The organism is Natrialba chahannaoensis JCM 10990 (assembly GCF_000337135.1).
GTDB classification, from domain to species: Archaea; Halobacteriota; Halobacteria; order Halobacteriales; family Natrialbaceae; genus Natrialba; species Natrialba chahannaoensis.
Window position 1 is genome coordinate 1 of the sequence record NZ_AOIN01000063.1, and the last position, 14497, is coordinate 14497.

The 14497-nt window shown below is 60.5% G+C and carries 10 protein-coding genes and 1 pseudogene; 7 read left to right on the top strand and 4 right to left on the bottom strand.

Annotation, left to right across the window (positions count from 1 at the left end):
- Positions 1 to 335 (top strand): annotated as a pseudogene (locus tag C482_RS11395) (UbiA family prenyltransferase); the annotation flags it as partial.
- A 104-nt stretch (positions 336 to 439) separates the two neighbouring features.
- On the opposite strand, the gene C482_RS11400 reads toward C482_RS11395, so the two are convergent.
- Positions 440 to 2902: a PQQ-dependent sugar dehydrogenase gene (locus C482_RS11400; protein ID WP_006167777.1), complete on the bottom strand. Its 2463-nt coding sequence runs from the start codon at positions 2900 to 2902 to the stop codon at positions 440 to 442.
- 383 nt (positions 2903 to 3285) lie between these two features.
- On the opposite strand from C482_RS11400, the gene C482_RS11405 reads away from it, so the two are divergent.
- Together C482_RS11405 and C482_RS11410 are read left to right on the top strand one after the other, a co-directional pair.
- Positions 3286 to 4134, top strand: coding sequence for a sugar phosphate isomerase/epimerase family protein (locus C482_RS11405; protein ID WP_006167778.1), 849 nt, complete (start codon positions 3286 to 3288; stop codon positions 4132 to 4134).
- 116 nt (positions 4135 to 4250) lie between these two features.
- Positions 4251 to 4988 carry a fumarylacetoacetate hydrolase family protein gene (locus C482_RS11410; RefSeq protein WP_006167779.1) on the top strand — a complete coding sequence of 246 codons (738 nt, stop codon included), beginning with the start codon at positions 4251 to 4253 and terminating at the stop codon, positions 4986 to 4988.
- Positions 4989 to 5037: 49 nt separating this feature from the next.
- Here C482_RS11410 and C482_RS11415 read toward each other — a convergent pair whose 3' ends face one another.
- Positions 5038 to 5325, bottom strand: a complete 288-nt coding sequence (locus tag C482_RS11415; RefSeq protein WP_004216553.1) for a DUF357 domain-containing protein — start codon at positions 5323 to 5325, stop codon at positions 5038 to 5040.
- Between the two features lie 137 nt (positions 5326 to 5462).
- Between C482_RS11415 and C482_RS11420 the strand changes: the two genes are divergently transcribed.
- Entirely contained in the window at positions 5463 to 6800 is a 1338-nt protein-coding gene (locus tag C482_RS11420) for an FAD-dependent oxidoreductase (protein ID WP_006167780.1), read from the top strand.
- A 249-nt stretch (positions 6801 to 7049) separates the two neighbouring features.
- On the opposite strand, the gene C482_RS11425 is transcribed toward C482_RS11420, so the two are convergent.
- Both C482_RS11425 and C482_RS11430 read right to left on the bottom strand, forming a co-directional pair.
- On the bottom strand, positions 7050 to 7316 hold the full coding sequence (locus tag C482_RS11425; RefSeq protein ID WP_006167781.1) for a hypothetical protein: 267 nt from the start codon (positions 7314 to 7316) through the stop codon (positions 7050 to 7052).
- 73 nt (positions 7317 to 7389) lie between these two features.
- The gene (locus C482_RS11430; RefSeq protein WP_006167782.1) at positions 7390 to 9237 is read right to left on the bottom strand and encodes an HTTM domain-containing protein; all 1848 of its coding nucleotides are present in this window, start codon (positions 9235 to 9237) and stop codon (positions 7390 to 7392) included.
- A 228-nt stretch (positions 9238 to 9465) separates the two neighbouring features.
- Between C482_RS11430 and C482_RS11435 the strand changes: the two genes are divergently transcribed.
- The 3 genes from C482_RS11435 (at position 9466) to C482_RS11445 (ending at position 14426) form a co-directional block, all read left to right on the top strand.
- Positions 9466 to 9897, top strand: a complete 432-nt coding sequence (locus C482_RS11435) for a thiol-disulfide oxidoreductase DCC family protein (RefSeq protein ID WP_006167783.1) — start codon at positions 9466 to 9468, stop codon at positions 9895 to 9897.
- Positions 9898 to 10594: 697 nt separating this feature from the next.
- The gene (locus C482_RS11440; protein WP_338043521.1) at positions 10595 to 11692 is read left to right on the top strand and encodes a COG1361 S-layer family protein; all 1098 of its coding nucleotides are present in this window, start codon (positions 10595 to 10597) and stop codon (positions 11690 to 11692) included.
- 94 nt (positions 11693 to 11786) lie between these two features.
- The gene (locus C482_RS11445) at positions 11787 to 14426 is read left to right on the top strand and encodes an efflux RND transporter permease subunit (protein WP_006167785.1); all 2640 of its coding nucleotides are present in this window, start codon (positions 11787 to 11789) and stop codon (positions 14424 to 14426) included.
- Positions 14427 to 14497: the final 71 nt, after the last annotated feature.

The window sequence follows — 14497 nt, forward strand, 5'->3', positions numbered from 1 at the left end:
AGAATCGCCCCGCGATCGCTGTCGCCGGCGCGGGTGCGCTCGCCGCACTCCTCGTACTCGGCTGGGTGATCGTAAGCGTGGGAACGGGGGTACTCGAGTCCACCCTCGCACTCGGCTTCGCTGTGCTCTTTTGCTGGTGGGTGGGCAGGCCGCTTCGGGCGGCATACGCGGACCCGGTTCCGGAAACGGTGGGGCCTGCGGTGGGTGCCTGCGTGCTCGGCCTCGTCCTGCTAGATGCGGCCTTCGCAGCGGTCGCTGGGGTCTGGTGGGGGATCGCTGTCGCTGTGTTTCTCGTGCCGGCGGTGGGGCTGTCACGGGTGTTTGACGTGACGTAGTCTCGGTAGTCCCAGTAGTCGCGAGTAGTCTCGATATGGAAAATCAGCGTCGGGAGTAGATGTGGAGGTGTAGAAGATGTGGAAGGTTCGAAAGCTTGTAGCCGTCAGTCGTCGGTGTCTGCCTCACCGGCTTCTGCGTCGGGATCTTCAGCTGCTTCGGCCTCCTCTTCTTCTCCGTTCTCGTCCGTCACGACGTAGGCGTCTTCGGGTTCGGGAACGTCTTCGCCCTCGTCAGCCGGAACGATCTTGTAGATCTCTCCGGTTTCGGGGAACGGCCGGAAGTCGGTGTTCGCGAGGACGTACAGCTCGCCCTCGTGGTCGCGCTCGACGGAGTAGACGTAGCGATTCAGTGAGTCGTCCTCCGCGCCCTCGAACTGGAGTTCGGTGAGTTCCCAGCGTTCGTCGACCTCGACGAGGTCGTCGCCGTTGTCGGTGTCGGTATCGGTATCGGTGTCGTTCTCGTCGACACCGTTCTCATCGAGGCCGTTCTCGTCGGTATCGTCCTCTTCCGGCGTCTCGTCAACAGTGTCGTCGTTCTCGTTGACGACGTCATCGTCGTCAGCCACCTCGTCGTCAGCCGTTCCCGGCTCAGTCGCAACAAGCACCTCACCGTCCGCCTCGGCCACGCCGAGACTGCTCCAGTTGCCGAAGACGAACGTCCCCTCGAGTTCGGGGATGGCCTCGCCGGCGTAGCGGTGGCCGCCGACGACCACCGAACTGTCGATGAAGGCATCCGAGACGCGCCGGTGCTGGTACTCCGCGATCGGGTCGCGCAGTGGTTCGCCGGCGCGGGCCTCGCCAGCGTCCTCACCGACCTCGTCGGGACACTCGGCTGGCGGATCGAGCGGCGTCTCCGTGCTGAAACAGAGCGAGCCCTCCTTGACGTTCCAGCTGTAGTTGCCGCCTTCCTCGACATCGTAGACCGATTCGATGAAGTGCTGGCCCGCGTCGGCGACGAACAGCTGCCCGTCGTCGTCGATCGACATTCCCCACGGGTTCCGGAAGCCCCAGGCGTAGTACTCCTCGAGTTCGCCCTCCGCGCCGACCAGCGGGTTGTCGTCTGGGATGCCGTACTCGCCGTACATTTGATCCTCGTCGGCGTCGACATCGATGCGGTGGATCCCACCGAGCAGGTTCTCGCGCGTATCCTGGCCGTTGCCGCCCTCGTTCTCGGGGTACCAGTCCTCGACGTGGCCGATGCCGATGTCGTGGACGTTGCCGCCGTCGCCGACCGACGTGTAGAGGTAGCCGTCGGGGCCGAACGCCAGCCGCCCACCGTTGTGGTTGTCCTGTGGCTGCTGAATCTCCATGATCGTCCGCTCGCTCTCGCGGTCGACCGAGAGGTCGTCGTCGACCTGGAACTCCGCGAGTACGTCGGTGTGATCGTAGCCGAGCCCCACCCGCTCGGGCGCGCTATACCGGACGTAGAACCGGCCGTTCTCGTCGAACTCTGGATGGAACGCGATGCCGAGCAGGCCCCGCTCGTCGTAGTCACCGAGTTCACCGAGCCCGAGGCTGACGATCTGGTCCTCAATGTCCAGCAGCAGGTCCATCTGATCCGGTGTCAGCGCCTCGTCCTCGTCGGGGTCCTCGACGTCCACCTCGTCTTCGTCGGGGTCTTCGACCTGCATCCGCCCAACCATCGTCCCCGGATGCACCTCACAAATATAGCGGTCCATCTCCGGCGTCGCCTCGAACTCGAGTGACTGCGTCTCGCCCTGCTCGGAGATGATCTCCGTGCGTTCGAGGATAGTATCCGTCTCATCGAGGATAACAACGTTGTGGGGCTGCCCGTCGCCGTTCTCCCACGTGAACGTATAGGTCTCGCCGGCGACCAACTCGAGTGTCGGGTTCTCCATGTTGTCGATCTCTGCGGGTTCCAGGCCGAACCAGCCAGGGATGACGCCGTTGAAGACGAATTCGGTGCCGCCCTCGAAGGTGTCTCCTGGGTCGGTGTCGTCTGGATCTTCGGTAGCAGCGTCATCGTTGGTTTCGTCATCAACTGTGGTATCCTCGTCGTCGACCTCCATGTCGTTTTCGTCGTTCACGACGTCCTCTTCGTCGTCCTCGACCGCATCCTCTTCATCTACCAGATCAGTCACGTAGACCTGGCCAGTCTGCGTGACAATGACCGTGTACACCTCGCCGTTCCACTCGAAGTAATCGAGATCTGTTGGTGCCGCGAGTCCCTCCGCGACCTTCTGCAAGCCGACCTGCTCGCCTTCCGGGAACTCGCCGGCCACCGGAATGTCCTCGAGTTCGGCGTCGACAGCTGTCTCGTCGTCCACCACCTCGTCATCATCAGTATCGTCATCTTGTGCACTCACAACCGACCCCAGCGCCGCCGCGGACCCAGTTGCTGCTAGCGCCTGCAGGAGCGTGCGTCTCGATTGGCCGGTCAACTCGAGTGCAGTTGCGCTGGCCGACTCGGACTCTGTGGCTGTGGCTGTGGCTGAACGGGACCCGTTGGTGGTCCGTTCACGATCGGTTTCTGACGTGGTTGTTGTGTGTGTCGATTCGGATTCTGGCCCGGATTCGGATTCGGGTTCGCTCTCGTTCAAAGACATGGTTATCGAAGGTAGTGAGTCGTCTGGCAAGCTGGAAGCGGACTTTCGGTCACACCATCGAACATCACCGAACGACAGTTCGGAACCACTTCCGTTGGCCGCGGAGGCGCGATCCGTCAGTGTCGCTGGCAATGTGTCGTCGCTGTCTCGCTGCCTACAGTGTTCCCACCGGGAAAACCGGTGCTCAGTAGCGTTACCGTGTGCCCGCGGACTCGCCCGCTCGTGGCTCGCGTCAGGCACGGGCTTAAACCGGGCAAACCGTTCCGTGGACAACCTTCACTTGTCGTTCGTTTCACATACTAACCGACAATTAGGTCGAGATGCGTCGTGCGCCCTGCATACCCCGCACAAATCCATTAGTGACGGGTTGGTGTACCACCGTCATGGTCGACCTCGCCTTCTCGACGAACGCGTACACGCGTTACCCACTTCCCGAGGCCGTCCGGCGCATCGCCGACCACGGCTACACCAGTGTCGAACTCCTCGGGGACGAGCCACACGCCTACTTCCCCGAGTTCGACGATGACGTCCGCGACGAACTCACGGTCGCACTCGAGGACACCGGGCTCGCCGTCTCGAACATCAACGCCAACACTGCGACGGGATACTACGACGATGCTCCGCCCTCGTCCTTCTTCGAACCGAGCATTATCCAGGCGGACGACGAGGCCCGCGCGTGGCGTGTCGACTACACAAAGCGCGCCATCGATCTCGCCAAGACTGTCGGTGCACCCGCCATCTGTCTCGCAACCGGTCGCCCGCTCCCCGGAACACTCCCCGAGGAGGCCCGCGAGTACCTTCACGACTCGCTCCACGAAATTCTCGACTACGCCGAGCCTCGCGGCGTGGACATCGGGATCGAGTTCGAACCCGAACTCCTGATCGAGAATACCGACGAAGTTCTCACACTGATTGACGAGATTGGCCGCGATAGTCTCGGCGTCAACCTCGACGTAGGTCACGCAGCGGTCTACGGCGAGGACGTGGTCGAGAGCATCCACCGCAGCGCTGGCTCGATTACTGGTGTCCATCTCGAGGACATCGTCGGCGGCAGCCGGGGGAAACACTACCACCGCATTCCGGGCGAGGGCGATCTTGATTTCCGGGCCATCTTCGACGCGCTGGACGACATCGGCTACGACGGGTTCGCGACGCTGGAACTCTACACCTATCCCGATGAACCCGATCGGGCGGCCCGAGAGGCCTACGACGAACTCTCACAGTACGTGTAAAGTCGTGCAAATCCCCCTCACAACCGCTGTAATCGTCGTCGACTGGATCACTCCGTCCCGTCGCGAACCCCGCCGCCACCTCAACGTTTTTGCCTCATCGTCCCAACCCCTCCGCCATGAGATACGTCCGATTCCGCGACCCGGCAGGGGCAACTCGCCGAGGGACACTCGAGAGCGGTCACGTTCACTTCGCAAACGAAAGCTACAGTCTCGACAGCGACGAGATCGACGTGCTACCACCGTGTGAGCCATCGAAAATTGTCTGTATCGGCCGCAACTATGCCGATCACGCCGACGAAATGGGATCCGACGTGCCGGACCGGCCGCTGCTCTTTCTGAAGCCGCCGAACGCGCTCGCGGGTCACGGCGACACGGTCACCGTTCCCGCCGGCAAGGAGCGAATCGACCACGAGGCCGAACTCGCCGTCGTCATCGGCGAGCAGTGTCGCCACGTCCCCGAGGCCGACGCGATGGACGTTGTCGAGGGCTTTACCTGCATGAACGACATCTCGAACCGCGACGACCAGCGCCAAGAACAGAACTGGATCCGCGGCAAGGCCTTCGACGGTGCCGCCCCGCTCGGTCCGGTGCTCGCGACGCCGGACGAGGTGCCAGCCGACGCCAGCGTGCAGACGCGCGTCAACGGCGAACTTCGCCAGGACGGCCACCGCGAGCAACTCATCTTCCCGATTCCGGAACTGATCGCCGAGATTACGACCTACATGACGCTCGAACCGGGCGACGTGATCGCGACCGGCACGCCGGACGGCGTCGGCGCGCTGAACGATGGTGACGAAGTCGAAATCGAAGTCGAAGGCGTAGGGGTACTCGAGCACACGGTTCGCGTTCCCTGATACCTGAATTTCGCAGCGTCTCGGCCTCGAGTGATCGGTTGTGAGCCGATTACTCGACCGTGAACAGATGCCCCTCCGTCGGCACGTCGAACAACCCGATACGCGCCCCTGCGTCGAGCCAGGCGTGGCCGTAGGAGAACGACGCCAGCGCGTTCACGAGGTCGTCCTGGTCACGGAAGTGGCGGCCATCCGTGAGGTAGGACTCTGCCATCCCGTAGCAGTCCGCTGCCGCCTCGGCCATCGGGGTTCCCTCCCGCGGCGCGACCGTGGCCTCTTCGAGTGCCTCTGCAAGTAATCCTTCGTAACGGTCCGTCTTTTCGGCGAGATCCGCAGCCATACTGGTTCCTTCTCGGAGAGCGCCGTAAGTGCGTCGCCGGCCGCCAGCAAAACCGGATGGCCAATAGTGACACATAGCAGCCTGTTGCTGGGAACGCAAGGGGTTTACGCGCCGTTTCCCTACCAAGGGACAGACAGATGAGCGACCAGCCTCGCGTCGAAATCTACACGAAGACGGACTGTCCCTACTGCGAGAAGGCGAAGGACCTCTTCGACAGCAAGGGAATCGAGTACGAGGAGTACAACGTGACGGGCGACGACGAGTTGTTCGAGGAGATGGTCGAGCGCGCCGACGGCCGCAAGACTGCACCAGAAGTGTTCATCGACGACGAACTGATCGGCGGCTGGGACGATACCAGCGCGCGTAACGAGACCGGTGAGCTCGACGAGAAACTCGACATCGCGGACGAGAACGATAGCGACGGTGACGGCGACGGCAACGTCGAACACCGCCCGCTCATCATCGCCGGCACGGGTATTGCTGGCCTCACCGCCGCAATCTACGCGGGCCGGTCGAACAACGATCCGCTCGTAATCGAGGGCGACGAACCCGGCGGCCAGCTCACCCTCACCACGGATGTCGCGAACTATCCCGGCTTCCCGGAGGGAATCAGCGGCCCAGAGCTGGTCAACAACATGAAAGAGCAGGCCAAGCAGTTCGGTGCCGAACTGAAAAACGGTATCGTCGACACCGTCGAGGCCGACCAGCGCCCGTTCCGCGTCGAACTCACGAACGGCGACGTCTACACCGCAGACGCCGTCATCGCCGCCTCTGGTGCCAGCGCCCGAACGCTCGGCGTTCCCGGCGAGGACGACCTGATGGGCTACGGCCTCTCAACCTGTGCAACGTGTGACGGCGCGTTCTTCCGCGACGAAGACATGCTCGTCGTCGGCGGCGGTGACGCCGCCATGGAGGAAGCCACCTTCCTCACGAAGTTCGCCGACACCGTCTACATCGCCCACCGCCGCGAGGAGTTCCGCGCGGAGGATTACTGGATCGACCGGGTCCACGAAAAGGTTGAGGAGGGCGAAATCACGATTATGAAAAACACCGAACTGGTCGAGGTACACGGTTCCCAGGAAGGCGGCGTCGACCACGTCACGCTCGTCGAAAACGACCAGGGCCATCCGACCGACCGGCTTGACGATCCCGAGACCAACGAGTTCGAGTTCGATGTCGGTGCCGTCTTCCTCGCCATCGGCCACACGCCGAACACGGAGTATCTCGAGGGAACCGGCGTAACGATGGACGACGAGGGCTACCTCCGCACGCAAGGCGGGGACGGCGGCGGTCAGACCGAGACCGACGTGCCCGGGATCTTCGGTGCCGGCGACGTCGTCGACTACCACTACCAGCAGGCCGTCACCGCGGCCGGCATGGGCTCGAAGGCCGCACTCGATGTCGACGAGTACCTTGAGGACCTCGAACGCGCGGAGTCTGCGTCGGAAACTGAAGCCGCAGCGGCTGACGACTGAACCGAACCGAATCGTCCCGGATTGTTTGGATCGAACTCGAGTACCACGGTCGCTGATCCTTCTTGCGACTGCAAGGTCACGTTCTGGGACGGCTGCGGTGTTCAGGGTGATCCATAAACACTGCACTCGTGCCAGTGACGATACAGAGCACTTAGCTATAGTAACAACTGAAACTGTTTACACACCAATCGCATAGCCTTCGTGCGATTGGGTGTGCACTGACTTTCAGTGGCTACTATAGGAACGGTCTCAGTCATCGGAACCGTCATCTCGCAGCGCAATCCAGTGCGTGTAGCCACCCGACTCGTGTTTCTTCGCCGCGACGACGTCGAACGTCCATTCACCGACGACGAGTACGTCACCCACGCAGACGAGTTTCGTTTGCTCGTGTACGATGTCGTCACCATAGCCGAATGCACCGCCACCAGCGTCTGCTGCTCGCTGCCAAAAGTCATCACTGACGACCGTTTCGCTCCTGCACCGGTCGTGTAGTTCGCTCACTGTGAATCGAGCCATACGCCGGAACTACCAGTTGAACGGCAGCCCCTATGAAAGTGGCCGACAACCGACAACCGACATCCGAACGAGGTCAGGACAAAATCGTAACGTCCGGCTCGCCATCGTCGTCCTGAATGAACTCGCCCGAGCAGTCGTATTCGATGATCTCAATCTCTGAGATGTCGGGTTCGTCCTCGTACGGCCCCGAGCGATCGGACATGCCGTAGACCGTCAGCGAGTCAAGGTCTGGACTCGAGTCGTCGCTATTCCAGCGCCCACAGAGGTGGTTCGCGAAGTACGAGTGGTGGTTCTCGTTGCCCGCAAAGCGCATGTTCGAGAGGTACTTGCGCTCTCTGGAGGTGTCGTAGGTTTCGTCGACGTTCGGTGGTCTGTCCCAGTCGACCTCACCACCATGGAGTGCGTCGACTTCGGAGCCATCGGCAAGTTCACCGGGGACGACAAACCACTGAGCTGTCGAGGTCGGATTCGGTGCGAACATCCGCCAGCTCTGATCTGCCTGCAGCGTATCGAGCACCTGATCGCCTGGGTCGGGGACTTCGGTGTAATCGACGGCTTCGGCGTTCGAGAGGATGACGAGGACGAGCAGCAGCCACGGAATGACCGTTACGGCGACTAATCGGCCGTAGCCGATGGCGGTGGCGAGCAGGTCGGTGTCAGGTTGTGGCTTCGGATCACTACTGGCTGTCTCATCATCGTGTGCAGCGCCAGTCTCGTCGTGATTTTCAGACTCGCTCTCGCTCTTGTTCTTGTTTTCGCCCTCGTTTTCACTCTCATCTCCATCAGCATCACCATCATCCTCACCAGTACCGGCTCCATCGGTCCGTACCGGCTCCGCCCCGCCAGTCCCCGGAACCCGAAACGGCACAACTGGCAACGTCGTCTGGCACCACTCGAGTACACCCCGAAGTGGTGAGGCGAGACCGATCCGCTGGGCCAGCCGCTCGGCCCAGTCCCAGATAATTGGCGGGTAGAACAGGAGCAGACCGGCGACGACGATCAGCGGGAAGAGGTCGATCCGTAGGGTAACCAGCATGCCGAGGTGCATCCCGACGAACCCAGTGGCGAGCAGTGCTCGCGGGATCCCCGTCAGGAGGAGCAAGAGCGGTGAGATGACGATCATGACCATCCACGCGTACGTAAAGAGTTCAAGCAGTGCCGTGGCGTCCGCGAGGGTGTTCCCGAGCAAGATAGTCAGGTGGTCGGCCTGGAAGATGTGGACGACCGCATCGCCACCCATCCACGGGTCGCTTCTGGTTTTGTGGATGGCGTTGGTGACGTACATCAGGAGTACCTGGACAAGAATTGCAATCGTTCCAATCGTCGCAAGCGTCGTCTCACCGCGCCGCGGGGTGTCGAAGCGACGCGCGTCGACGGACCAGCGCGAACCAAGCGGGAGGAAGACGCTCCAGAGAAGCAACAGGCGAAGCAGGATGTCGCCGCCGTTGAGCACCATCGGGTTGCGGATGTGCAAGGAGACCAGCAAGAGCCACGAGACGATGGTCACGAAGCGGGTGCGATAGCCGAGGATCAGCGCGAACGCGAACAGACCCGCAATCAGGAACAAGAGACCTTGGACCCACGCAGATCCCGAAAGCGCGTGCAGCGAGTAGACCGACGAGTAATCCGAAAACAACGCCGCGAGCGGGAGCACACCCGCGTCAGTATAGAACAAGTCGAGTTGCCGTGCTCGCATCGCGAGGTCGACGAGGAGCAAGAGCCCAAGCGTGATTCGAAACGCTGCAAGCGCACGCCGGTCGATCGCAAATCGACGCTGGAGCGCGCTGCCGATCCACTCGAGTCCGCGGTCGAGTCGATCTCGTCCGGTCGTGGCAGCGGACGGTGATGAAGACGACGCGTCTGACCGTTGATTGTGGGAGGGCGAAGGCTGTAAGGTGGACTGGGGCTGGCGCTGAGACATCGTCGGAGGGGGTTCGGTAATCGCGACTCTCGTCTAAATTGGCATAAGTTTGTTGCACGGTGAAATGTTCGTTTCACCGTCAATCGTTCACTCCCCTCGTCTCCGTGGACAAGCGTTGACGCATCTGGCGGTAGTCGCGTTTCCGACCCGCTCAGCCCGGCTTTCAACACTGCATGTCGATCCCCACCGAAACCCTGAACTGTCGACCATGCCAATATACTGCCCCGAATGAGCCCTGACACGCCCGAGACGAAGCCCCCGGACGACAGCCCTATCGTCCTCTTCGACGGCGTCTGCAACCTCTGTAACGGCTTCGTCCAGTTTCTCGTCCCACGGGACACCGACGAACAGTTCTACTTCGCCTCGCTCCAGTCTGACGTCGCGACGGAACTGCTCGCCGAGCACGGACTGCCGACGGACGAACTCGAGTCCATCGTCCTTATCGAGGGCGACGACTGTTACGTCAAGTCGGCCGCAGTCATCCGAATTGCGTCGATTCTGGGGGGCATTTACGCGCTGCTCCGTCCGTTCCGGTTTGTGCCACGACGGATTCGCGACTGGGTGTACGATCTCGTCGCGGCCAACCGGTACCGTCTGTTTGGCAAGAAAGACCAGTGTATGATGCCGACGGGGAACGTTCAGCAGCGGTTTCTGGAGTGAACGTCCCTGTGAGATGAGTTTACGTTTGTAATAATACGATACCCAACGCACCTGACTGAACAGTCAATCAAAATAGTTATTGACTGTGAATGTAAACGAGTTAGTTAACAGATGAACCGAACAGTATTTGCTAAGAAGCTTCACACTATTTGTATTGAAATTGAGGGATATAATGGGTAGTATGACATGGAAGCAAATTCTTCTCGGCTTTTGTGCTCTCTGTCTGATTGTGACCATTAGTGCAACAACTGGCGCTGTTGATCAGATCCAGTCACCAAGTCCTGGGGAAGCAACGCAAGGTGACCCGGATCTCGATGTTTACTTGGCGAATAACGAAGTCGAGGCAGGTAGTGAAACCACTGTAGAATTTCAGGTTCAGAACGATGGAGACCTTTCCCGCGGAACACAAGGGGACAGGGTGCTCACAGCACGCTCTGTTTCCGTTGACGTAGCAGATTCCGGTCCGTTTGATGTGAAATCAGGAGAAACGGCTATCGGTACGGTTCAAGACGGAGCGATGTCATCCGCTACCGCTGAAATCGCGGTTCCAAGCGATGTTGAACCTGGAAGCTATGATATAACTGTTGAAACGAGCTACTCGTATGATTCGCTGGTTTCAGACCATACAAACATCGTCCGGCAAGAAGAAGTTACAGAATCTCATGATGTCACAGTGGTCGTCACCGACGGATCACCATTGGTAGTCAAGAATGCGAAAGCAGATGTTGAACCAGGTGGAACTGGAACAGCTACCGTAGAGGTGCTGAACACCGGTGAAGAAACGCTCAATCAATCTCGTACAACGATTTCCGCCACGGATGACGTATTAGTCGGTAGCGGGACGAGCGAGGAATATCTTGGAACGCTTTATCCGGATGAATCAGCGACTGTCCATTTCGAGGTTACTGTAGAAGATACTGCTAGTGAAGGGACCAAGCCCCTTGAAGCATCGTTCATCTACCAAGATGAAAATGGCATCGAACGGGAATCGGGACCAGAAACGATCGGTATTCCAGTCGGTGCCAGCCAATCGTTCTCGATCGACAACCTCGAGGACACGCTCGCTGTCGGCTACGATGGCGAGATTACCGGTAAGCTCACGAACGACGGACCGCGGGCAGTCGACGACGCAGTGCTGATCGTCGAGCCGATGAGCGAATCGTTGTTCATCGAGGATACGCGCTACGCGCTGCCAGAACTCGACGCCGGTGAAACGACGACGTTCCGCTACCCAACTGACGTGAGTGGACAGGCCGACGAAGGGCCGCGCCAGCTTCGATTCTCCGTCGAGTACACCGGCAGCGGTGACGCCACACTCGAGAACGGTCCGATTTCAGAGCGCGTCTTCGTCGACCCTCAGCAGGACGAATTTAGCCTGACAGACGACGGGATCACTGTCCCACAGGGCGAACAAACCCCGTTCGAGCTTGTGATTACCAACGAACGCCAGCAGACGCTGTCGAATATTGACGCGAAACTGTACACCGATAGCCCGCTACAAACGAGCAACGACGAGGCGTTCGTTCCGGAACTCGCACCCGGTGAGTCGGCAACGATGACGTTCGACGTGGCAGCGGCTGCTGATACGCCAGCCGAGACGCATCCGGTCGAACTCGACTTCGAGTACGAGACCGAGCGCGGTGACACGACGATTTCGGACGTCTACCAGCATCCAATTGATGTCGAGGCCGTCGAGTCGGACGATGATGGTAGTTTTATCGGCTCTGCGGCCAGCCTGATGGCAGCGCTTACAGCCGTTGGTCTTGGGCTCGGTTTCTGGTGGCGGCGCACGTGAGCGAACGGATGTGTCGACTCACCGTCTCAGGCCATGAACTCGGTTTCAGGACCTGTCGTGAGCAAACCAGTGTCGGACGAGAGTACAAAGAGCGATGAGTGAGGATCGATCTGATCAGCGGGTAGAGACGCAAGGAGCCACGGCGTCGGACACGCCGTCACCGGAGAGCGGTGACAGCGGTGTAAGCCTCGTTGGAACACTGAGTAATCGGCTCGGCTCGCTCCGTGGTGGGTCGGGAGATGGCTCGGGCGACGGATCGCGCGGCGATGATCCGTTCACTCGGCGAGTCAATCCGCTAATCACGAATCGGCCCTGGACCGTCGTTGCAGTGTTTCTCCTGTTGACCGGTGTCTTCCTCGGTGGTGCAATCGGTGGTGGTGCCGGGCAAGAGGCCGGTGCTGACCAGTTCACCGAAGACACAGAGGCCTACGAGGCGTTCGAGGACATGCAGGAGAACTTCGACCGCGGTGAACGGTCGAGCGGTGGCACGTCGGCACAGCTGTTCATTACGGACGACCGAAACGTCCTTTCAGAGCAGAGTCTATTGCGGATGCTCGAGTTCCAGGATCGAATCGAGAGCGACGGCGACCTTCGGGTTGTCTCGAGTACCAGTCCGGCCTCGCTCGTCGCCATGCAGCTCGATCCGGAAGCGACCACGCCCGAAGAACAGTACCGGGCGGTCGATAAGGCCTCCCAGCGCCAGCTCGACGAGGCGATTGCAACAGCCGACGAGACGAGCGGACTGCCGGTCAGCACGGACTTCACTCGCTCGTCGGCGAGTGCGAACGTCGCACAGATCGCGGTCACGTACGATACGCCACCGATGGCGGAGACGAGTGACTACGCGAACCTGCAGTTCGAGACCCAGGACCTGGCGAACGATATCGACGGCTTCGACACCGACGACAACGTTGTTATCTTCGGTGACGCGATCCTCGAAGAGGAGACGCTGCAGTTGCTCGGCGACACCTCGATCGTCGTCTTCCCGGCAGCGATTATCCTGATTCTGTTCTTCCTGCTCGTCGCCTACCGTGATCCGATCGACCTCGGTCTCGGACTCGTCGCGTTGGTGATGACGATGATCTGGACGTTCGGGTTCATGGGATTCGCACAGATCCCATTCTCGGACGCGCTGGTCACCGTCTTCCCGCTGTTGCTCGCCGTCGGGATCGACTTCGGGATTCACATCATCAACCGGTATCGTGAGGAGCGCACGACCGGTGTCCCGATCGGAGAGGCAATGCAGATTACGACCGGGCAGTTGACGACGGCGTTGCTCATCGTTACCCTGACGACCGTCTTCAGCTTCGGTGCGAATTTGCTCAGCGACATGACCCGTGATTTCGGTATCGTGGCTGCTGCAGGAATCATCTTCACCTTCCTCATCTTCGGCGTCTTCTTGCCAGCGGGGAAGGTCGGGTTCGACCGGCTCCGTGAGGGGACCCGGTTCCCCGAGTTTGGGACGACGCCGCTTGGAAGCGAGCAGTCATTCTTGGGACGAGTGTTGCCGGTCGGCGTCCATATCGCCCGCGTGATACCCGTGCTCTTTCTGGTCTCGATGCTCGTTATCGGGATGGGTGCCGCCGCGTACGGAACCGGCGTCGACACCGAGTTCGACGACGAGGCCTTTTTCCCCGACGAAGAACGGCTCGAGCAGTACGAGGCACTCCCCGAGCCGTTCGCGGCAGGCGACTACACCTTCCTGACGGTGCTCGACCACATGGAGGAGGACTTTGAGCAAGGGCTCGAAGGGTCGGTAACAGTTTATATCGAGGATCCCGGACTCAGAGACGACGACGCACTCAGAGAGATCGACCAGGCGCTACAGCGTCCGCCCGCCGCCTTCGAATCGGACGGCAGACAAGCCGACGCAAACAGTCTCCTCGATACGATCGAGACACAGGCGGCCGCCGATCCGGCGTTCGACGCAACCGTCACGCGATACGACAGTAACGGCGACGAGATACCAGACCGTGAGATTGACGCCGTCTACGACGCGCTGTTCGACGCCGCTCCGGACGAGACCGCAGACCGCCTGACGACCGACCGAAGCGCTACGCGAATCGACATTCAGATCGATGTCGACGCCGAACAGGACGAAGCTGTCGCTGCGGCGACCGAGGTGGCCAACGATATGACACTCGATGCAACGGCAACCGGCCAACTCGTGCTGTTCGAGACCGTCATCGAGCAGACGACCGACTCGTCGATCACTAGCCTGTTCGTCGCGTTCGTGTTGACGATCATCTTCCTCGTGCTCTCGTACTGGTGGCTCGAGGGGCGGGCCATCTACGGTGTCATTAACCTTATCCCGGTGTTACTCGCCGTCGCGTTACTTGCAGGATCGATGCGGCTGTTCGACATTCCACTCAGTCCGATCAACGCACCGATCCTCTCGGTGTCGATCGGACTCGGCGTCGACTATACGGTCCACCTGATGCACCGATTCGTCGATGAGTACGAAGAACGTGAGGACACCCACGAAGCGCTGCTCGTAACGGTACAGGGGACTGGCGGCGCGCTCACCGGTAGTATGCTCACGACCGTCTGTGGCCTCGGTGTGCTGTATCTCGCACTGATCCCGCTGATCATGGAGTTCGGCCTGCTACTCGCACTCGGCGTCTTCTACGCCTGGTTCACGTCGATTCTCGTTCTTCCATCGGTCGTGATCGTCTGGGACCGACTCGAGCAACGCTACGGGGAACTCGAGTGGTTCCCATCGACGGCGGCGTAGTAGGTAGTAGGTAGTGGGTAGTGGACCCTCGGATCGGAGTGTCTCTGTTTCGATCACAATCAGGTCGGTGT